Annotated in this window: 15 protein-coding genes and 1 riboswitch; of the genes, 8 read left to right on the forward strand and 7 right to left on the reverse strand. The window is 78.4% G+C overall.

From position 1 onward, the window contains the following. Positions 1–73: 73 nt before the first annotated feature. Both cobG and IEY94_RS10280 read right to left on the reverse strand, forming a co-directional pair. The gene (gene cobG, locus IEY94_RS10275; RefSeq protein ID WP_229783502.1) at positions 74–1,330 is read right to left on the reverse strand and encodes a precorrin-3B synthase; all 1,257 of its coding nucleotides are present in this window, start codon (positions 1,328–1,330) and stop codon (positions 74–76) included. Positions 1,331–1,464: 134 nt separating this feature from the next. Continuing rightward, positions 1,465–2,232 (reverse strand): VOC family protein, encoded by a 768-nt coding sequence (locus IEY94_RS10280; protein WP_189169896.1) that lies wholly within the window; start codon positions 2,230–2,232, stop codon positions 1,465–1,467. 127 nt (positions 2,233–2,359) lie between these two features. Continuing rightward, a riboswitch (cobalamin riboswitch) is annotated at positions 2,360–2,478 on the forward strand. Between the two features lie 72 nt (positions 2,479–2,550). On the opposite strand from IEY94_RS10280, the gene cobN reads away from it, so the two are divergent. Beyond that, complete coding sequence (gene cobN / locus IEY94_RS10285; RefSeq protein ID WP_189169897.1) at positions 2,551–6,189, forward strand: cobaltochelatase subunit CobN; 3,639 nt, start codon at positions 2,551–2,553, stop codon at positions 6,187–6,189. Positions 6,190–6,198: 9 nt separating this feature from the next. Here cobN and cofC read toward each other — a convergent pair whose 3' ends face one another. Then, the gene (gene cofC / locus IEY94_RS10290) at positions 6,199–6,855 is read right to left on the reverse strand and encodes a 2-phospho-L-lactate guanylyltransferase (protein ID WP_189169898.1); all 657 of its coding nucleotides are present in this window, start codon (positions 6,853–6,855) and stop codon (positions 6,199–6,201) included. Positions 6,856–6,897: 42 nt separating this feature from the next. On the opposite strand from cofC, the gene IEY94_RS10295 reads away from it, so the two are divergent. Next, positions 6,898–7,914 carry an LLM class flavin-dependent oxidoreductase gene (locus IEY94_RS10295; protein ID WP_189169899.1) on the forward strand — a complete coding sequence of 339 codons (1,017 nt, stop codon included), beginning with the start codon at positions 6,898–6,900 and terminating at the stop codon, positions 7,912–7,914. Positions 7,915–8,010: 96 nt separating this feature from the next. Here IEY94_RS10295 and IEY94_RS10300 read toward each other — a convergent pair whose 3' ends face one another. After that, complete coding sequence (locus IEY94_RS10300; RefSeq protein ID WP_189169900.1) at positions 8,011–8,691, reverse strand: dTMP kinase; 681 nt, start codon at positions 8,689–8,691, stop codon at positions 8,011–8,013. Positions 8,692–8,866: 175 nt separating this feature from the next. On the opposite strand from IEY94_RS10300, the gene IEY94_RS10305 reads away from it, so the two are divergent. From IEY94_RS10305 to IEY94_RS10315, 3 genes are all read left to right on the forward strand, one after another. Further along, positions 8,867–11,842 (forward strand): AfsR/SARP family transcriptional regulator, encoded by a 2,976-nt coding sequence (locus IEY94_RS10305; RefSeq protein ID WP_189169901.1) that lies wholly within the window; start codon positions 8,867–8,869, stop codon positions 11,840–11,842. Between the two features lie 103 nt (positions 11,843–11,945). Next, a complete protein-coding gene (locus IEY94_RS10310; protein ID WP_229783676.1) occupies positions 11,946–13,301 on the forward strand; it encodes a class II fumarate hydratase in 1,356 nt (451 codons plus the stop codon). Next, the gene (locus IEY94_RS10315) at positions 13,298–14,005 is read left to right on the forward strand and encodes an HAD family hydrolase (protein ID WP_189169903.1); all 708 of its coding nucleotides are present in this window, start codon (positions 13,298–13,300) and stop codon (positions 14,003–14,005) included. Before IEY94_RS10310 ends, IEY94_RS10315 begins: the two co-directional genes overlap by 4 nt. A gap of 73 nt (positions 14,006–14,078) precedes the next feature. Here the strand turns inward: IEY94_RS10315 and IEY94_RS10320 are convergent, their stop codons facing one another. After that, positions 14,079–14,468 (reverse strand): MerR family transcriptional regulator, encoded by a 390-nt coding sequence (locus IEY94_RS10320; RefSeq protein ID WP_189169904.1) that lies wholly within the window; start codon positions 14,466–14,468, stop codon positions 14,079–14,081. A gap of 190 nt (positions 14,469–14,658) precedes the next feature. Between IEY94_RS10320 and IEY94_RS10325 the strand changes: the two genes are divergently transcribed. After that, entirely contained in the window at positions 14,659–15,417 is a 759-nt protein-coding gene (locus IEY94_RS10325; RefSeq protein WP_189169905.1) for a sporulation protein, read from the forward strand. Between the two features lie 64 nt (positions 15,418–15,481). Here IEY94_RS10325 and IEY94_RS10330 read toward each other — a convergent pair whose 3' ends face one another. Both IEY94_RS10330 and IEY94_RS10335 read right to left on the reverse strand, forming a co-directional pair. Beyond that, positions 15,482–16,132, reverse strand: coding sequence for a helix-turn-helix domain-containing protein (locus IEY94_RS10330; RefSeq protein WP_189169906.1), 651 nt, complete (start codon positions 16,130–16,132; stop codon positions 15,482–15,484). 312 nt (positions 16,133–16,444) lie between these two features. Further along, the gene (locus tag IEY94_RS10335; protein WP_268244831.1) at positions 16,445–17,458 is read right to left on the reverse strand and encodes a S1 family peptidase; all 1,014 of its coding nucleotides are present in this window, start codon (positions 17,456–17,458) and stop codon (positions 16,445–16,447) included. Between IEY94_RS10335 and cysS the strand changes: the two genes are divergently transcribed. Both cysS and rlmB read left to right on the forward strand, forming a co-directional pair. Next, positions 17,382–18,785 carry a cysteine--tRNA ligase gene (cysS, locus tag IEY94_RS10340; RefSeq protein WP_189169908.1) on the forward strand — a complete coding sequence of 468 codons (1,404 nt, stop codon included), beginning with the start codon at positions 17,382–17,384 and terminating at the stop codon, positions 18,783–18,785. The two genes, IEY94_RS10335 and cysS, sit on opposite strands and share 77 nt — an antisense overlap. Further along, on the forward strand, positions 18,785–19,903 hold the full coding sequence (gene rlmB, locus IEY94_RS10345; protein ID WP_189169909.1) for a 23S rRNA (guanosine(2251)-2'-O)-methyltransferase RlmB: 1,119 nt from the start codon (positions 18,785–18,787) through the stop codon (positions 19,901–19,903). Before cysS ends, rlmB begins: the two co-directional genes overlap by 1 nt. Positions 19,904–19,923: the final 20 nt, after the last annotated feature.

Below are 19,923 nucleotides of genomic sequence, written 5' to 3' on the forward strand. Positions count from 1 at the left end.
AGGGCTGCGACCGGCCGCTGCCGGCGTGCGGTCGTGAACGTCGCCGGCGCGGCCCTGCCGATGGGGGTGGTGGTCAGCGGTCGAGCAGGGTGGCGATGCGGGCGGTGGTGGCGGGGTCGCCCTCGTACCCGTAGCCGGCCGGGCCGGCGGTGATCCGGACCGCGGTGCCCGCCGGCTGGCCGCACCGGCGGTCGCAGCCCGACCAGTGCGCCGGCCCGGCCAGGCCGTGCCGCCCGTGCACCGCGCGGGCGTCGGCGTGCACGTCGGCGAGCGCGGACGCGCACCCGGTACCGGCGCAGGCCGTCACCCCCACCCACGGCGACCGGGGGTCGGTGACCAGGCCGGCCGCGGCGAGCGCGCGCAGCGCCGCCGGGGCGTCGGCGAGGTCGGGCAGGACGACCGACCGCCACGGTGTGACCACCAGCTCGCCGGCGGCGCGGTCGGCCAGGGCGTCGACCTGCGCGGCGGTCAGCCGGCCGAGCGGGGCGACGACGCCGACGGCGGTCCGCCCGTCGCGCTGCGCCACCGGCCCGACCGGCCCGCGCCCGCCCGGGCCCGAGGGGTCGGCGATTCGTCCGTCGCCGCCGTCACCCGCGGAGTCGCCGCCGGGCGGTCCGTCGAGGGGGGTACCGGGGACGGGGTCGGTGAGGGTCGCGGCGACGCGGGCGGCGATCGCCGCCGGGCCGTCCGGCAGCTCCGCGATCCGCCAGGCCGTCGAGCCGCGCGCGGCGCGCTCGGCGAGGAACGCCGTCGCCGCCGCGAGCAGGGCCGCCGGGCCGGCGGGGGCCGGTACGCGCAGGCCGGCGTCGGTACCGCCGAGCCAGAGCGCGACCCCGCCGGGCGCGCCGAGCAGGGCCGCGTCGGCGCGCAGCGGCAGGACGTCGCGGCGGCCGTCGTCCAGGGCGAACAGGAAGCGGCCGGGCAGCCGGGCGAGGTCCGGGTCGGCGCAGAGGCCGGCGTCCAGCGCGCGGACCAGCGGGCGGACGTCCAGCAGCCCGGGGCCGGCGCGGCCGGACAGCGGCGAGGCGACGACGTTGCGGACGCGGTCGTGCGCGGGGGCGGGCAGCAGGCCGGCGGCGGCGAGGTCGGCGGCCAGCGCCGGTTCGGCGCCGGGGCGGACGCCGCGGAGCTGGACGTTGCCGCGGCCGGTCAGCTCGAGAGTGCCGGCGGCGTGCCGGCGGGCGGCCGCGGCGAGCGCCCGCCAGCGGGCGGTGTCGATCGCGCCGCCGGGCACGCGGACCCGGACCAGGCCGCCGTCGGCCGCCGGGTGCACGCGCAGCGCCCCCGGGCAGCGGTCGTCCGGCCCGGCGCGCTCGGCTCGCCTCGACACGCGCCGCATCCTACGTCCCGCCGGTTGCCGCCCCGCCCGGCCGACCGCCCGGGATCACCCCGCCACTGACCCGACCGGTCCGGCCGCCGTACCGCCGCCGACCGGCCCGCGGCCGGCGTGCCCCGGCCGGGTGGTCACATGGTGAAGTCGGGGTTCGGGTTCATGATCGAGAAGAAGCCGCCCTGCGGGTCCAGCAGCATCGCCATCCGGCCGGCCGGCACGTCCGCGCGCATGATCTCCCGGGCGCCCCGCTCGACCGCGGCGTCGGCCACCGCGTCCACGTCCTCGACCCGGAAGAAGACGCTCCACGCCGAGCGCATGTCGCCCATCTCGGGCGTGATCCGGAGCGCCCCGGCGACGGGCTGCCCGCCCACCTCGAACAGCCGGTACACCTGGCCGCCGGGCAGGTCCACGTCGCGGACCGTCGCGCCGAGGACCTCGGTGTAGAAGTCGGTGACGGCGTCGCGGTCGGTGGAGAACAGCTCGACCCAGTGCAGCGCGCCCGGCGCCCCGACCAGCTCGGCGCCGGGGTGGGCCCTCGGCTCCCACAGCGAGAAGTGGCCGTCGGCCGGGTCCCGGGCGACCGCCATGCGGCCCTTGTCCATGATGTCCACCGGGCCGAAGACGGCCGTGCCGCCGTGCTTGGCGACCGCGCGCAGCGACTCGTCCAGGTCCGCGGTGGCGAAGTACACCGCCCAGGAGGTACCGCGGGCGGCGTCGGTGGCCGGGCCGAGGCCGGCGACCTGCTTGCCGTCCTTGCGGAAGATGCGGTACGCGCCGCCGTCCGGGCCGAGGTCCTCGGCGGTCCAGCCGAGCAGGCCGGTGTAGAAGGTGGCGGCGGCGTCGACGTCGGAGCTGCCGAGGTCGAGCCAGCAGGGCGTACCGGGTGCGAAGTCGGTCATGCGCCGATCCTTGCCCGATGGCTCGTCCGTTATGCGTGATTTGCCAATATCGTGCCCGCGCGATCGACAGCGACACGCGGGCCGTCGGGCCACTAGAGTGGGCGACGCCCAACGCGGTGGTGCAGGCAGGAAGCCGGTGGAAGTCCGGCGCGGTCCCGCCACTGTGACCGGGGAGCGCACCCGCACGCACGGCCACGGCAGCCGCCGGAGGGCCGCGCTGCGCCGCGATCCGGGAGCCAGGAGACTCCGGCCACCGCAGCGGCGCCGACCGGCGCCGCACACCTCGACGCGGGGCGCGGACCCCGAGGGAGCGAGCCGATGCATACCGTCCTGCTGCTGTCGACCTCCGACACCGACCTGCTCTCGGCCCGGGCCAGCGGCGCCGACTACCGGCTGGCCAACCCCGCCCGCACCGCCGTCGCCGACCTGCCGGCGCTGACCGCCGGCGCCGACCTCGTCGTGGTCCGCCTGCTCGGCGGGCGGCAGGCGTGGGAGGAGGGCCTGGACGCCGTCCTCGCCGGGCCCGCGCCGGTCGTGGTCCTGGGCGGGGAGCAGGCGCCGGACGCCGAGCTGATGGGCCACTCGACCGTACCGGCGGGGGTGGCCACCGAGGCGCACGCGTACCTGGCCCACGGCGGCCCCGACAACCTCGCCGAGCTGCACCACTTCCTCACCGACACCGTCCTGCTGACCGGGCACGGCTTCGCCCCGCCGCGCAGCCTGCCGGCCTGGGGCGTGCTGGACCGGGCGGCCACCGCCGGCGGGCCCGCCCCGGCCGGCGCGGCCGCGAAGCCGACGGTCGCGGTGCTGTACTACCGGGCGCACCACGTCGCCGGGAACACCGCGTTCGTCGAGGCGCTGTGCGCCGCGATCGAGGCCGCCGGGGGCGTGCCGCTGCCGGTGTACTGCGCCTCGCTGCGCGCCGCCGAGCCGGCGCTGGTCGCCACCCTGCGCGACGCGGACGCCCTGGTCGTGACCGTGCTCGCCGCGGGCGGCAGCACCCCGGCGGCGGCCGCGGCGGGCGGCGACGACGACGCCTGGGACGTGGGCGCGCTCGCCGCCCTGGACGTGCCGATCCTGCAGGCGCTGTGCCTGACCGCCGGGCGGGCGCAGTGGGCGGACAACGACGACGGGCTGTCCCCGCTGGACGTCGCCACCCAGGTGGCGATCCCGGAGTTCGACGGGCGGATCATCACCGTCCCGTTCAGCTTCAAGGAGATCGACCCGGACGGGCTGACCGTCTACGTCGCCGACCCCGAGCGGGCCGCCCGGGTGGCCGGCATCGCCGTCCGGCACGCCGCCCTGCGGCACACGCCGCCGGAGCAGCGGCGGGTGGTGCTGATGCTGTCGGCGTACCCGACCAAGCACGCCCGGGTCGGCAACGCGGTCGGGCTGGACACCCCGGCGTCGGCGGTCCGGCTGCTGGCCGCGCTGCGCGCGGCGGGGTACGACCTCGGCCCGGCCGACGGGCCCGGCGCGCTGCCCGGCGTGGCCGACGCCGACGGCGACGCGCTGATCCACGCGCTGATCGCCGCCGGCGGGCACGACGTGGCCTGGCTGACCGAGGAGCAGCTCGCGGCGAACCCGGTGCGGGTGCCCGCGGCCCGGTACCGGCAGTGGTTCGACGCCCTGGACCCGGACCTGCGCGCGGCCATGGCGCAGCACTGGGGCGAGGCCCCCGGCGAGCTGTACGTGGACCGCAGCGCCCACGCCGACGGCGAGATCGTGCTGGCCGCGCTGCGCGCCGGCAACGTGGTCGTGATGATCCAGCCGCCGCGCGGCTTCGGCGAGAACCCGGTGGCGATCTACCACGACCCGGACCTGCCGCCGAGCCACCACTACCTCGCCGCGTACCGGTGGCTGGCCGACGAGTTCGGCGCGCACGCCGTCGTGCACCTCGGCAAGCACGGGAACCTGGAGTGGCTGCCCGGCAAGACCGTCGGCATGTCCGCCGGCTGCGGCACGGACGCCACTCTCGGCGACCTGCCGCTGATCTACCCGTTCCTGGTCAACGACCCCGGCGAGGGCACGCAGGCCAAGCGCCGCGCGCACGCCACCCTGGTCGACCACCTGGTGCCGCCGATGGCCCGGGCCGACTCGTACGGCGACATCGCCCGGCTCGAACAGCTCCTGGACGAGTACAGCACCATCGCCGCGATGGACCCGGCCAAGCTGCCGGCGATCCGGGCGCAGATCTGGACGCTGCTCCAGGCCGCCAAGCTGGACCACGACCTCGGCATCGCCGAGCGCCCCGACGACGAGGGCTTCGACGACTTCCTGCTGCACGTCGACGGCTGGCTGTGCGAGGTCAAGGACGTCCAGATCCGGGACGGCCTGCACGTCCTGGGCGCCGCGCCCGAGGGCGAGGCCCGGGTGGACCTGGTGCTCGCGATGCTGCGGGCCAAGCAGATGTGGGGCGGCACGGTGGCCGCGCTGCCGGGGCTGCGCGAGGCGCTCGGGCTGGTCGAGGACGGCGCCGCCGGCCGGGCCGCGGTGGACGACGCCGAGGCGACCGCCCGGGCGCTGGTGGCGGCGATGGACGCCCGCGGCTGGGCGGCCGACGCCGTCGACCCGGTGCAGTCGGACGTGCTCGGCGTGGTCGACGACACCGTCGGGTCGGTGCTGCGGTTCGCCGCCGCCGAGGTGGTGCCGCGGCTGGCCCGGACCACCGACGAGGTCGCCCACCTGCTGCACGCCCTCGACGGCGGGTACGTGCCGGCCGGTCCGTCCGGCTCGCCGCTGCGCGGCCTGATCAATGTGCTGCCGACCGGCCGCAACTTCTACTCGGTCGACCCGAAGGCCGTGCCGAGCCGGCTGGCCTGGGAGACCGGGCAGGCGATGGCCGAGTCGCTGCTGTCCCGGTACCGGGACGAGCACGGCGAGTGGCCGACCAGCGTCGGCCTGTCCGTCTGGGGCACGTCGGCGATGCGCACCGCGGGCGACGACGTGGCCGAGGTGCTGGCGCTGCTCGGCGTCCGGCCGACGTGGGACGAGCAGTCCCGCCGGGTCAACGGGCTCGCCCCGATCCCGCTGGCCGAGCTGGGCCGCCCGCGGATCGACGTGACCATGCGCATCTCCGGGTTCTTCCGGGACGCGTTCCCGCACGTGGTCAACCTGCTGGACGACGCGGTGGCGCTGGTCGCCGGGCTGGACGAGGCGGACGCGGACAACTTCGTCCGGGCGCACGTGGCCGCCGACGTGGCCGAGCACGGCGACGAGCGGCGGGCCACCACCCGGATCTTCGGCTCCAAGCCGGGCACGTACGGTGCGGGGCTGCTCCAGCTCATCGACTCCCGGAACTGGCGCGACGACGCCGACCTGGCCGAGGTGTACGCGGTCTGGGGCGGCTACGCGTACGGGCGCGGGCTGGACGGCGCGGCCGCCCGCCCGGACATGGAGACGGCGTACCGGCGGATCGCCGTCGCGGCGAAGAACATCGACACCCGCGAGCACGACATCGCCGACTCCGACGACTACTTCCAGTACCACGGCGGCATGATCGCCACCGTCCGCGCGCTGACCGGGAAGGCCCCGGCGGCGTACGTCGGGGACTCCACCCGGCCGGACGCCGTGCGCACCCGCAGCCTGCACGAGGAGACCGCGCGGATCTTCCGCGCCCGGGTGGTGAACCCGCGCTGGCTGGCGGCGATGCAGCGGCACGGGTACAAGGGCGCGTTCGAGCTGGCGGCCACGGTGGACTACCTGTTCGGGTACGACGCCACGACCGGGGTCGTCGCGGACTGGATGTACGAGAAGCTGGCGCAGACGTACGCGCTGGACCCGCAGTTGCAGAAGTTCTTCCAGCAGTCGAACCCGTGGGCGCTGCACGGGATCGCGGAGCGGCTGATCGAGGCGGCGAACCGCGGGCTGTGGGAGCACCCGGAGGAGGGGACGCTGGCGGCGCTCCAGGAGGTGTACCTGGCCACCGAGGGCGACCTGGAGGACGGCACGGCCTGAGCCGCCCCCTCATTCGGGAGCGGGGAACGCGCCGGCCGGCGCGGCCCGGGCGCCCGGGCGCCCCGGCCGGGCGTCCGCGGCGGGGGCCGCGAGCAGGCGCGCGGTGTGCGGGCCGACGCCCAGGGCCCGCGCCGCCGCCAGGTCGGCCAGCGTGTCCACGTCCCGGCGCAGGCCCGGCGCGTCCACCGCCGCGGTGAGGTCCGCCGCGCCGCCGCGCCCGTGCCGCGCGCGCGAGCCGGCGCCGAAGGCCGGGCGCAGCGCGGCGGCGGCCGCGGCGGCGAGCAGGGTCGTGCCGGTACCGGCGGCGTCGGCCACCAGCGCCCGCGGGTGCCCCGCCGCCGCGGCCAGCGCCGCCGCCAGCTCGGCCGGGCGCAGCGCCGGCAGGTCGCCGACCAGCACGGCCACCGGCCCGGGGCCCGCCGCCGGTACGGCGTGGGCGACCGCGGCGGTGAGGCCCGGCGGCGTCGGCCGGACCGGTGCGCCCAGCCGCCGCCAGTACGGGTCCCCGGTCAGCAGCACCGGCCGGGCCACCGCGGCGACCGCGGCGAGCACGTCGCGCAGCATCGCCTCGGCGAGCGCCGCGCGCCGCTGCGGCGGCAGGGCGAGGCGGCTCTTGGCCGCCGCCCGCGCCTTGACGGGTATCCACACCGTCCACTCGGTCCGCACTCGGCCATTCTCGGGCATCCCGCCCGGCCGTAGACTGCGCGGATGGTCGCGCCGGTCGCCGTCGATGTGTTCCTGCTCGCCGGGCGGTTCCCCGGCACCGACGACGCGGCCGCGCTGCGGCACGCCCTCGCGTACGGCGCCGCCGCCGAGGCGGCCGGCTTCGGCGGGGCGTGGGTGGCCGAGCACCACTTCATCCCGTACGGCGTGATCCCGTCGGCGACCGCGTTCGCCGGGCACCTGCTCGGCCGCACCCGGACGCTGCGCGTCGGCACCGCCGCCTGCCTGCTGTCCGTGCGGCACCCGGTGGCGCTGGCCGAGGAGGCGGTCCTGCTGGACGAGCTGTCCGGCGGCCGGTTCGACCTGGGCGTGGCGCGCGGCGGGCCGTGGGTGGACCTGGAGGTGTTCGGGGCCGGCGACGCCGGCTACGCGCCGGCCGGGTTCGCCGAGGCGCTGGACGTGCTCGGCGCGTGGCTGTCCGGCCGCGCGCGGGTGGGCGGCGCCGGGCCGCGGTTCGCGTTCCGGCCGGTCGACGTCGTACCGCGCCCGCGCCGGCCGGTCGGCACCTGGGTGGCGGCGACGTCGGCCGGCACCGCCGCGCTGGCCGCCGCGCGCGGCCTGCCGCTGCTGCTGGGGCTGCACGCCCCGGCGGCGGCGCACGCCGAGCTGCTCGCCGGCTGGGCGGCGGCGGCCCGGGCGCACGGGCACGACCCGGCCGGCGCGCCGCACGCCGCGGCCCACCTGGCGTACGTGGCGGACAGCCGGGACGAGGCGGTCGCCGCGGTCCGCGCGGCGCTGCCGGGGTGGGTGGCGACGACCGGGGCGTACGTGCGGCTGGACGGCGAGCAGGGCGGCAGCCGCGACCCCGCGGGGTACGCCGAGCGCCTGCTGGACCTGCACCCGGTCGGCCCGCCGGCGTACTGCGTCGAGGTGCTGCGCCGGTCGCTGGCGGTCAGCGGCGCCCGCCGGCTGCTGCTGCTCGTCGAGGCGGCCGGCGACCCGGCGCTGACGCTGGCCAACATCGCCCGCCTCGGCGCCGAGGTCCTCCCGGCCCTGCGCTGACGCCCCGCACGGCCGGTCGCGGCGGTGCCGGGCGGAGCAGCGGGCCGGCTGTCGGTGCGGGCTGCGGCGCCGGGGCGGGAGCGCGCCGGCGGGACGTCAGGCGGCCGGGCGCGGGGCGGGGCGGCGGGTGCCGGGGCGGTCGGCCGGGCGGCGGGGGGCCGGGAGCAGGTCGGCGACCGCGTCGGTCAGCGCCGCCAGCACCTCCGGCATCGCCCCGTCGGCCGGGATGACCCGGAACCGGGTGGCCTCGGGCAGCTCCCGGTACGCCGCGTCCAGCGCCCGCAGGTACGCCAGCTCCTCGGTGTCCAGCCCGCGCGCGGTGATCCGCCGGTGCGCCGCCGGCGGGCTGACGCTGAGGAAGCAGACGAGGTCCGGGGCGGGGAACAGCGCGTACCCGGCCCGGACCAGCCGGCCCCCGCGGTCCCCGCGGGCGCGCATGGCGGCGTACTGGCAGTACGTGTACCGGTCCATCACCGCGGCCCGGCGGGTGAGCCGCGCCCGCAGCAGCGACCGGGCGATGGCCAGGCCGCGCAGCGTGGCCTCGGCGGCGACGAAGCCGCCCCGGCCGAGCAGGTCGACGGCGTCGAGCCGGCCGAGCCGCTGGCCGAGCCGGCCCAGCGCCACCCGCCCGCCGGGGTTGCGGCAGTGGGTGGCCGGGACGCCCCGGTCGCGCAGCCAGTCGGCCAGGGCGGCGGCGTGGCTGGACTTGCCGGCGCCGTCGATCCCCACCAGCGCGATGACTGGCGGCCTGCGCCGGGGGGCCGGGGGGCGGTTCATGCGCCGACCATAGCCAGCCCGCGCCCGCCCCGGCACCTCCGGTCGGCGGCGATCACCGACCGGCCGCACCTTTATCACGGGCCGCTACCACCGCCCTACTCCGTGCGGCCGCGGGCCTGTCACCGGGCTGTCGCGCGCAGTATGTTGCCCCCGGGACGGCCGGGGAGGGTGGGCAATGCGGTTCGAGATCCTGGGTCCACTGCGGGTCACCGACGCCGGCGGCGCGGACCGCACGCCGCGCGGCGGGCGCGAGCGCACCGCGCTGGCCGCGCTGCTGCTCGCGGCCGGGCAGCCGGTCGGCCGGGACCGGCTCGTCGATCTCATGTGGGGCGACGACCCGCCGGCGACCGCGCCGGCGCAGGTGCACACGACGATCTCCCGGCTGCGCCGCGCGCTGGCCGCGGCCGGCGCGGCGGACGCGCTGGCCACCGTCCCGGCCGGGTACCGGCTGCGGGTCCCGCCGGACAGTGTGGACGTCCACCGGTTCGACCGGCTGGTCGCCGCCGCCCGCGGTGCCGAGCCGGCGGTGGCGTACCGGCGGCTGCGCACCGCGCTGGCGCTCTGGCGCGGGCCGGCGCTCGGCGGCGTGGACGCCGCCCGGGTGGCCGAGCTGGCCGGGCCGCTGGACGAGCGCCGGCTGGCCGCCGTCGAGGAGGCGCTGGACCTCGCGCTGCGGCTCGGGCACGCCGCCGCGGCGCTGGCCGAGCTGGCGGCGTGGGTACCGCGGCACCCGCTGCGCGAGGGGCTGCGCGCGCTGCACCTGCGGGCGCTGTACCTGAGCGGGCGGCGGGCGGACGCCCTGGCCGCGTACCGGGACGCCCGCCGCGCCCTGGTCGACGAACTGGGCGTCGAGCCCGGCCCCGAGCTGGTCCGGCTGCACCGGGCGATCCTGGCCGGCGAGCCGCTGGACGCCCCGCCCGCGCCGCCGGCCCCGCCCGAGCGTGTGCGCTGCCTGCCGCGGGCGCTGCCCGACTTCACCGGCCGCGGCGCGGCGCTGGCCGAGCTGGCCGCCGCCTGCGCGCCCGGGCCGGCGGTCCTGGTGATCGACGGGATGGCCGGCTGCGGCAAGACCACGCTCGCCCTCGCCGTCGCGCACCGGGTGGCCGCCGACTTCCCGGACGCCCAGCTCTACGTCGACCTGCAGGGCCACAGCGAGCGCGAGCCGCTCGCCCCGGCCGCCGCGCTGGGCGTGCTGCTGCGCCAGCTCGGCCTGCCCGGCGAGGTGCTGCCCGACGACCTCGACGGCCGGGCCGCCCGCTGGCGGGCCGAGCTGGCCGACCGGCGGGCGCTGGTCCTGCTGGACAACGCCGCGGACGCCGCGCAGGTCCGGCCGCTGCTGCCCACCGGTACGGCGACCTGCGCGATCGTGACCGGGCGGCGGCGGCTGGTCGGCCTGGACGGCGTCCGGGTGCACTCGCTGGCCACGATGGAGCCCGGCGAGGCCCGCGACCTGCTCGGCCGGGTCGCCGGCCCGGCCCGGGTCGCCGCCGAGCCGGCCGCGGCCGCCGAGGTGGTGGACCGCTGCGGGTACCTGCCGCTGGCCGTCCGGCTGGTCGGCGCCCGGCTGGCCCACCGTCCCGGCTGGACGGTCGCCGACCTCGCCCGCCGGCTCGCGCCGGACCGGCCGCTGCTGCCCGAGCTGGCCGCCGGGGACCGGACCGTGCGCAGCGCGCTGGACCTGTCGTACACCCACCTGCCGGAGCCGGCGCAGCGGGTGTTCCGGCTGCTGGCCGAGCTGCCGCTGGGCACGTACGACCCGCTGACCGTGGCCGCGCTCGCCGACCTGGACCGGGCGGCCGCCGAGGAGCAGTTGGAGGTGCTGGTCGACCACCACCTGCTGAGCGAGCCGGAGGCGGGCCGGTACCGGCAACTCGACCTGGTCCGCGAGTACGCCGGCGCCCTGCCCGACCCCGAGCGCCCGGCGGCCCGGGCCCGGGCGCGCGGCTTCTGGCTGGCCGCGCTCGCGGCCGTCGAGGCCGCGCTGGCCGCGCCGAGCCTGCCCCCGCCCCCGGCGGCCCGGCCCGACCTGGTCGCCGCGGTCGCCGCCGCCCCGCTGGCCTGGTTCGCGCCGCAGGCGGCGCTGCTCGCCCCGCTGGTCCGGGCGGCCGTCGCCGACGGCGACGCGGACACGGCGTGGCGGCTGGTCCGGCTGGCGTTCCGGCCGTGCGAGTTCCGCGGGTACGTCGACGAGGTGCTGGCCGCCGCCCGGGCCGCCGAGCCGGCCGTCGAGGCCGGCGGCGACCCGGCCGGGCGGGAGGCGATCCAGTACGTCATCGGCACCACCCACTTCGTCTGCGGCCGGTACGCCGCCGCGGTCGGCCCGTTCGGGCGGGCGCTGCGGCTGGCCGAGTCGGCCGGGCTGATCGTCCGGGCGGCGCACGACCGGCTCAGCCTGGCGCTGGTGCACCGGAACCTGGGGGAGTTCGACGCCGCCCTCGGGTACGCCCGGGCCACCTTCGCCGACCCGGCGCTGGCCGCCGACCCGGAGCTGCGGTGGCGGGCGTGGAGCACGTACGCGACAGTGCTCCAGTACCAGCGGCGCTGGCCCGCGGCGCTGGCCGCGCACCGGCACTCGCTCGCCCTGGCCGCCGGGCTCGGCCTGCACTCGCGGGTGTTCACCCTGCTGGCGATCGGCGCGGTCCGGCGCGAGCTGGGCGAGCTGGCCGCCGCGGACCGGCTGCTCACGCTGGGGCTGAACCTGATGGGCCGGACGGCGTACCGGTTCCACATCGCGTTCGCCGGCATCGAGCTGGCGCTGCTGCGGGCGGCGCAGGGCCGGGCGGCCGAGGCGCTGGCGCTGCTGGACACCGCCGGGGCGACGGTCGCCGAGATCGGCCACCGGCAGGGGCAGGCGCGGGTGGCGGTGGAGCGGGGCGACGTCCTGCGCGGGCTGGGGCGGGCGGCGGCGGCCCGGGCGGCGTACGCGGCGGGGGCGGCGCTGGCGGAGGCCGGCGGGTACCGGCCGCTGGGCGACCGCGCCCGCGCGGGCCTGGCCGCCCTGGCCGCCCCGCCCGCCGGGCGGGCCGCGCCCGGCGCGGTGCCGGCGCCGCGGCTGGGGGACGCGGACCCGGTGCCGGGCGTGCGGCCGCCGGGCACTGAACCCGGCCCGCGGGCGGCGGGATGCGCGGAACACCCCGGTACGGGGGGATAGCCCGGCGGGGGAGTGTGACGAAATCCGCGCTGTCGGCGGGGCGGATCGGCGGCAGGATGGGGGCGTGACGACCACCGAGGACTACCGCATCGAGCGGGACACGATGGGCGAGGTCCGGGTACCGGCCGCCGCCCGCTGGCGGGCCCAGACGCAGCGCGCCGTGGGCAACTTCCCGATCTCCGGCCGGGGGCTCGAACCGGCCCACGTGCACGCGCTCGCCCGGATCAAGGGCGCCGCCGCCCGGGCCAACGCCGACCTGGGCGTGCTGGACCCGGCCGTCGCCGGGGCGATCGGCGACGCCGCCGCCGACATCGTCGCCGGCCGGCACGACGACCAGTTCCCGATCGACGTGTTCCAGACCGGGTCCGGCACGTCGTCCAACATGAACGCCAACGAGGTCATCGCCACTCTGGCCAGCGCCGCGCTCGGGCAGCCGGTGCACCCGAACGACCACGTGAACGCGTCCCAGTCCAGCAACGACGTGTTCCCGTCCTCGATCCACCTGGCCGCCACCGCCGCGCTCGTCGGCGACCTGGACCCGGCCCTGCGGGTGCTCGCCGACGCGCTCGCCGCCAAGGCGGCCGAGTTCGCCGCCGTGGTCAAATCCGGCCGCACGCACCTGATGGACGCCACCCCGGTGACGCTGGGCCAGGAGTTCGGCGGGTACGCCGCCCAGGTGCGGTACGGCATCGAGCGGCTCCAGTCCGTCCTGCCGCGCCTGGCCGAGCTGCCGCTGGGCGGCACCGCCGTCGGCACCGGCGTCAACACCCCGCCCGGCTTCGCCGCCGCCGTGATCGACGCGCTGCGCGCCGACACCGGCCTGCCGCTGACCGAGGCGCGGGACCACTTCGAGGCGCAGGGCGCGCGGGACGCGCTGGTCGAGGCGTCCGGGCAGCTCCGGACGATCGCGGTCGGCCTGTACAAGATCGTCAACGACATCCGGTGGATGGGCTCCGGCCCGCGCGCCGGCCTGCGCGAGCTGCGCCTGCCCGACCTCCAGCCCGGCTCGTCGATCATGCCGGGCAAGGTCAACCCCGTCGTCCCGGAGGCGGTCCGGCAGGTCTGCGCGCAGGTGATCGGCAACGACGCCGCAGTCGCGTTCGCCGGCACCCAGGGCGACTTCGAGCTGAACGTCATGCTGCCGGTCATGGCCCGCAACCTGCTGGAGTCGATCCGGCTGCTGGCCAACGCCAGCCGGCTGCTGGCCGAGCGGTGCGTGGCCGGGCTGGCCGCGGACGAGGACGTCTGCCGGGCGTACGCCGAGGGGGCGCCGTCGATCGTCACCCCGCTCAACCGGTACCTCGGGTACGACGAGGCCGCCGCCATCGCCAAGGAGGCGCTGGCCACCGACCGCAGCATCCGCGCGGTCGTGCTCGCCCGCGGGCACGTCGAGGCCGGCACCCTGACCATCGAGCAGTTGGACGAGGCGCTGGACGTCCTGCGCATGACCCGGCCGTGACCCGCCCGGCGGTCGAGGCGATCGTCTTCGACGCCGACGGGACCCTGCTCGACCTCGTCCCCGGCATCCGCGGCGCCGAGGCCGCCGTCGTCGCGCACGCCGCCGCCGGCGGGGTCGCGCTGGCGGCGGCGGACCTCGCCGCGGACGCCCGGGCCGAGTGGGCGCGCCGCCGCGGCCAGCCGCCGTGGCAGATCCGCCGCGCCGCGCTGCGCCGCTCGTGCGCGCGGATCGGCCGGCCGGACCTGCTGGACGAGCTGACCGACGTCTACTTCGCCACCCGGCTGCGGCTCACCCGCCCGTACCCCGACGTGCTCGCCGCGCTGGCCGAGCTGCGCGCCGCGCACGTGCTCGGGTACGCCACCAACGGCAACAGCCGGGCGTACCGGTGCGGGCTCGCCGACCAGTTCGGCTTCGAGCTGTACGCGCACATCAACGGCCTGGCGCCCAAGCCGGCGCCGGCGTTCTTCGCCGCGGTGCTCGCCGCGGCCGGCGGCCCGGACCCGGGCCGGGTGCTGTACGTCGGGGACGAGTGGGCGTACGACATCGCCCCGGCCCGGGCGGCGGGGCTGCGCACGGCGCTGGTCCGCCGGCCGGGGCCGTCGCCGGCGGCGCCCGGCGCGGACCCGCCGCCGGGCGAGGCGGCCGACGTGACGCTGGCGTCGCTCGCGGACCTGCCGGCGGCGCTGCGCACCCTGGCCCGCTGACGCCGGCCGCTGGGCCGGGGCGCCGCAGGCGTCGCGCCGGGTCGGGTCGGCGCGGTTGCGGCGCGGGCGCGGGTCAGCCGATCGTGCCGGCCAGTTGCAGGGCCGTGATGATCAGCGCGTGGGCGCGGCTCGTCAGCAGCGCCAGCAGGCCCGCCAGGTGCGGCGGGGCGACCGTCAGCAGCTCCTGCAGCGCGGCCGTGTCCGCGTGCAGCTTGTCCAGCGTCGGGGCGGTGGCCGCCGCCCCGACCGCCAGGGCGCGGGCGAGCTGGTCCAGGCTGATCCCGTTGGCCTCGGCCGTGCGGATCGTCTTGATCAGCTCGATCGACTCCGGGGGGTACAGCCGGAAGCCGCCGGCCGACCGGTCCGCCGGGGTGAGCAGCCCGAGCTGCGTGTAGTGGTCGATCGTGCGCGGGCTGACGCCGGCGCGGTGGGCCAGCTCGCCGATGCGGAGCAGCGTGCGCATCCGGGTGTCCTCCGTGGGGGCGACTCACGGCAACCGTACGGTTGCGCGGGTTAGTGTCCGAATGTCCTGTTCGCGTTCGTGGGGTGTCCGGCCATTTTCGTGGGTGTCCGGCTATTCTCCGGCACTCGCGCCATTCCGCCACCGGCGGCCCGGACGCGGACGCCCGGTCGACCACCGAAAGGGATCGGCAATGGTGTTCACGAGGCTGCTCGGCGCGCTCGGCGTCGGCGTACCGCGGGTCGCGACCGTCCTCGCCGCGCCCGCCGCGCGGCCGGGCGAGCTGCTGGCCGGGGAGGTCCGGCTGACCGGCGGCCGGCGCGACGCCGAGGTGGCCAGGGTCGCGGTCGCGCTCGTCGCGCTGCTGCCCGGCGGCCCGGTCGAGCTGGACCGGCTGCGGGTCGCCGCCCGGCTGCGGCTCGGCGCCGGGCAGCGGTGCGCGCTGCCGTTCGACCTGGCGCTGCCGTGGTCCACCCCGTTCACCGAGGCGTACGGCGCACCGCTGGCCGGGCACGCCGTCGTGCTGCGGACCGAGGTGGTCGCCGACCGGACGGTGGCCCGGCGCGACCCGCCCCCGCTGCGGGTACCGCCGCTGCCGGCGCACGACGCGGTCCTCGACGCGCTCGCCCGGCTCGGCTTCCGGCCGGTGGCCGCGCCCGGCGGCGAGCCGGGGGCGCCGGGGCAGCGGCTGGTGTTCCGCCCGGCGGCCCAGTACGCCCACGCCTGCTCCGGCCTGGCCGCGGTGCTGCGGGCGGACGCCGGGGGCGTCGCGGCGGAGCTGGCGGCGGACCTGCGCGGGCGGGCGGTGCGCGGCTCGCTGTGGGTGCCGCACGGCGAGCCGGGGGCGGACCGGGCGGCCGAGATCGACGACTGGTTCCAGCGCACGGTCCTCCCGGCGGCCGACGGGGCCGGGTGGACGGCGACCGGAGCGCGGCCGGCCAACGGGAGTTGACGCCGCGCTCCGGGCCGGCGGTGCCGACGACCGGTCCGCCGGCGCCCGCGTGCGCCGGGCGGGGTCAGCGGAGGGCAGCGGCGATCGCGGTGGCGGCGGTCAGGACCGCGCGGGCGGCCGTGCGCTGGTCCAGCGGCCCCAGCGCCACCACGCCCACGCTGGCGTCCAGCCCCTCGACCCCGACGACCGGCGCGGCCACGCCGTACGCCTCCGCCTGGAGTTCGCCCGCCGTGATCACCGGCCCCGGCCGCCCGGCCCGGCCGGCGAGGATCGCCTGCCCGGCGGCGCCGCGGTCGAGCGGGTGCCGGGTGCCGCTGCGGTACGCCACGTGCATGCTGGTCCAGCTCGGCTCGACCACGACCAGCGCGGTCGCCTCGGCGCCGTCGGCGACCGTCAGGTGCGCGGTGGCGCCCACGTCCTCAGCGAGCCGGCGCAGCGCCGGGCGGGCGGCGTCGGCGATCAGCGGGCGGGCCCGCCGGGCGAGCTGGAGCAGCCCGACGCCGAGGCGCAGGCCGCCGTCGCGGTCCCGGCGCAGCAGCCCGTGCGCGCTGAGCGTGCCGATCAGCCGGTACACCACCGTACGGCCGATGCCGAGCTGGCCGGCCGCCTCGGTGACGCTGAGCCCCGGCGCCTCGCCGACCAGGGTCAGCAGGCGCAGGCCGCGGTCCAGGGTCTGCGCGGTCTCGCCCCGCCGCGGCGGTTCGACGTCGCTCACCGGGGCAGCGTAGCGCCCGCATGATCAAGCGGCGCGGCCCCGGCGGAACCGGGGCCGCGCCGCACCCATCCGGTCGGGCTGCGGGGCCCGGCGCGGTCCACTCCCGACCGGTTGGGCCGGGCCGAGGGGTTGGGCCGGGCCGAGGGGCGGGCCGGGCCGGGAGGGCGGGCCGACCGGCGCCCGGACCGCTCGGCCGCGGGCACCACGTCCACCGCCGGGCCCAGCGGCCCGGGCCCCCGACCCGGCCCGCGCCGACCGCGGGCCAGCCGATGTCGGCGGCGGCGGTCGGCGGGGCGTGGTCCGCGCGGGCGGTCAGGGGGCGGTGGCCGGGGGCTGGCCGCCGATCGCGGCGATCGCCGCGCGGATCTCGTCGGCGTACACGCTGACCTGCGTGAACCGGGCCGGGTCGCCGCCGGTCCCGCACCGGTACCCCCAGCTCGTGATCCCCACCAGCGTCCAGTCGCCGGGCCCGGCGTCGTCCGGCCGCTGCCCCGGCGGCGGGGCGAGCAGCGGCCCGCCGGAGTCGCCCAGGCACGTCTGCGCCTCCCGTCCGCCGGCGCAGATGTGCTGCTCGGGGTGGTCGTGCGCCTGCCCGCACCGCGGGTCGGCGTCGGGGACCAGCGGCAGGTCCACCCGGCGCAGCAGCTTCGGCATCGGCCCGGCGTACGCCGTCATGCCCCAGCCGATCGCCCGCAGCGTCGGCGCGGCGTCCAGCGCCCCGGTGGCCGGGAACCGGGGGAGCGCCGCGGGCCGGTACGGCTCGCTCAGCTTGATCACCGCCCAGTCGCCGCGGTTGACCCCGCCGCCGTACCGGTACGCCGTGCCGGTCCGCTGCCGCCCGGCGCCGGCCGCGGCGGCCGGGTCGCGCGTGCCGATGTCCAGCACGATCCCGGACGGCCGGCCGTCCGGCGAGGTCTCCCGGAAGCAGTGCGCCGCCGTGACCACCACATCGGGGGAAACCTGCGTGCCGCCGCACATCGCGACCCCGCGCGGGACGGTCGGTGACACCTTGGTCATCCACGGATACCGTGCGTCGTCCGGCACCTCGACGCCGCCGATGATCCGCGGTGTCGCCGTCGCCGGAACCGGTGTGAACGCCACCGCCACCAGGAGGGAAAGCGCAGCTCGCCGAGTCCATCTGTTCACATCGGCAAGAATGGATCCGCTGTGAACGGCCGGCAAGCGGCCCCGCCGATCTGGCAAGTGGCCGGGACCCCGGGGTCCGGGTCCGGCTCGGTACCCTGGTCGCGTGGGTATTCGGCTGTACGACACCGCGGCACGCACCGTGCGGGAGTTCACCCCGCTCGTCCCCGGACGGGCGGGCATCTACCTGTGTGGTGTCACGGTGCAGGCCGGGCCGCACGTCGGCCACCTCCGCTCGGGTGTGAACTACGACGTACTGCGGCGGTGGCTCGGCTACCGCGGGTACGACGTCACGTTCGTCCGGAACGTCACCGACATCGACGACAAGGTGCTCGCCAAGGCGGCGGCGGCCGGGCGGCCGTACTGGGCGCTGGCCTACGCCAACGAGGTGCAGCTCGCCGCCGCGTACCGCGCCCTGGGCGTGCTCCCGCCGACGTACGAGCCGCGGGCCACCGGGCACATCCCGGACATCCACGGGCTGATCGCCGACCTGCTCGACCGCGGCCACGCGTACGCCGCCGCCGACGGCTCCGGCGACGTGTACTTCGACGTCCGCTCGTACGCCGACTACGGCGCCCTCTCCGGCCAGCAGCCCGACGACATGCTGCCCTGCGGCGACGGGCCCGACCGGGCCAAGCGCGACCCGCGCGACTTCGCGCTGTGGAAGGGCGTGAAGCCGGACGAGCCGGCCGACGCGTACTGGCCGAGCCCGTGGGGCCCCGGCCGTCCCGGCTGGCACATCGAGTGCTCGGCGATGGCCCGCCGGTACCTCGGCGGGGCCTTCGACATCCACGGCGGCGGCCTCGACCTCACCTTCCCGCACCACGAGAACGAGATCGCCCAGTCCCGGGCCGCCGGCCTGCCCTTCGCCGGGTACTGGGTGCACCACGCGCTGCTCAACCTCGGCGAGGCCAAGATGAGCAAGTCGCTGGGCAACGTCATCGACCTCGCCGCCGTGCTCGCGCTGGGCGTGCGCCCGGTGGAGCTGCGGTACTACCTCGCCGCCCCGCACTACCGGTCCCGGATCGACTACTCCGACGAGTCGCTGCGCGAGTGCGCGGTGGCGTACCAGCGGATCGAGAACTTCATCCGCCGCGCCGTCGAGCGGGTCGGCCCGGTCGACCCGGCGCCGGTCCCGGACGCGTTCGCCGCGGCGATGGACGACGACCTCAACACGTCGGCCGCGCTGGCGGTCCTGCACGACACCGTCCGGGCGGGCAACGCGACCCTGGCCGCGGGCGACGACCCGGCGCCGGCGCTGGCGGCGGTCCGTGGGATGCTCGACGTCCTCGGCGCCGACCCCCTGGCGGCACCCTGGCGCGACGAGGCGGCCAGTGACCTGACCGCCGTGGTCGACGGCCTGGTGGCCCTGGCCCTGGAGCAGCGCGCACAGGCCCGGGACCGGAAGGACTGGGCCTGCGCCGACGCCGTCCGGGACCGGCTCAAGCAGGCCGGGGTCATCGTCGAGGACACTCCGCACGGCCCCCGATGGACAGTAGGCGAGCACTGATGCCGGGCAACTCCCAGCGACGCGGCAAGCGCAGCACCACGAAGAAGGGCGCCGTCGGCGGCTCCGGCGGCAAGAACCGGTCCGGCCTGGTCGGGCGGGGCCGCACCCTGCCCGCCGACGAGCGCCCCTGGCACAAGGGGTACTCCGGCACCGAGAAGCTGCCGTCCAAGACCGCTTGGAAGCAGGAGAAGGAGCGGCGCGCGGCCGACGCCGAGGGCCGGGCGCCGAAGATCGGCAAGCCCGGTACGAAGGACACCACCTGGGGACGCGGCGGCGGCCGCGACGCCACCGCCGGCGCCCGCGCCGGCACCGGCCGCCCCGGCGCCGCCCGCGGCCCGCGGGTCGCGCCCGGCCGCCGGTCGACCCCGCCGCGGGACGCGCCCGAGCTGCTCGTCGGCCGCAACCCGGTGGTCGAGGCGCTGCGGGCCCGGGTCCCGGCCACCGCGCTGTACATCGCGCACGGCATCGACATCGACGACCGGATCAACGAGGCCGTCCGGACCGCCGCCGACCGCGGCATCGCCCTGCTGGAGATCACCCGGACCGAGCTGGACCGGATGACCGGCGGCGTGCTGCACCAGGGCATCGGGCTCCAGGTGCCGACGTTCGCGTACGAGACCCTCGACGACCTGATCGCCGCGGCGGCCGAGCGGACCGCGCCCCTGCTCGTCGCCCTCGACGGCGTGACCGACCCGCGCAACCTCGGGGCGGTCCTGCGCTCGGCGGCGGCGTTCGGCGCGCACGGCGTCTTCCTGCCCGAGCGGCGGGCCGCCGGCATCACCGCGACCGCCTGGCGCACCTCGGCCGGCGCGGCCGCCCGGGTCCCGGTGGCCCGGGTGACCAACCTGACCCGGGCGCTGCGCTCCTGCCAGCGCGCCGGCTGGACGGTCGTCGGCCTGGACGCGGACGGCGAGGTCGACGTGTACGACCTGGCCGTCGCCGTCGGCCCGACGGTGCTGGTGGTCGGCTCGGAGGGGCGCGGGCTGTCCCGGCTGGTGGGGGAGACCTGCGACCTGCTGACCCGGATCCCGATGGCCTCCGAAGTGGAGTCGCTCAATGCGAGCGTGGCGGCGGCGGTGGCGCTCGCCGAGATCACCCGGCGGCGGTCGGCGGGGTAGGCTGAGCGGGCTGCAACGCC

Source organism: Pilimelia anulata, from assembly GCF_014647895.1.
GTDB lineage: Bacteria > Actinomycetota > Actinomycetes > Mycobacteriales > Micromonosporaceae > Pilimelia > Pilimelia anulata.

Bases quoted from the DNA above. Each gene is read 5' to 3' on its own strand.
- IEY94_RS10325 (WP_189169905.1), top strand. From the start codon at position 14,659: ATGGTGTTCACGAGGCTGCTCGGCGCGCTCGGCGTCGGCGTACCGCGG.
- rlmB (WP_189169909.1), top strand. From the start codon at position 18,785: ATGCCGGGCAACTCCCAGCGACGCGGCAAGCGCAGCACCACGAAGAAG.
- IEY94_RS10320 (WP_189169904.1), bottom strand. From the start codon at position 14,468: ATGCGCACGCTGCTCCGCATCGGCGAGCTGGCCCACCGCGCCGGCGTC.
- cobN (WP_189169897.1), top strand. From the start codon at position 2,551: ATGCATACCGTCCTGCTGCTGTCGACCTCCGACACCGACCTGCTCTCG.
- IEY94_RS10295 (WP_189169899.1), top strand. From the start codon at position 6,898: ATGGTCGCGCCGGTCGCCGTCGATGTGTTCCTGCTCGCCGGGCGGTTC.
- IEY94_RS10300 (WP_189169900.1), bottom strand. From the start codon at position 8,691: ATGAACCGCCCCCCGGCCCCCCGGCGCAGGCCGCCAGTCATCGCGCTG.
- IEY94_RS10335 (WP_268244831.1), bottom strand. From the start codon at position 17,458: ATGCCCGCCCGTCCGGGGACGAGCGGGGTGAACTCCCGCACGGTGCGT.
- IEY94_RS10280 (WP_189169896.1), bottom strand. From the start codon at position 2,232: ATGACCGACTTCGCACCCGGTACGCCCTGCTGGCTCGACCTCGGCAGC.
- IEY94_RS10305 (WP_189169901.1), top strand. From the start codon at position 8,867: ATGCGGTTCGAGATCCTGGGTCCACTGCGGGTCACCGACGCCGGCGGC.
- IEY94_RS10310 (WP_229783676.1), top strand. From the start codon at position 11,946: ATGGGCGAGGTCCGGGTACCGGCCGCCGCCCGCTGGCGGGCCCAGACG.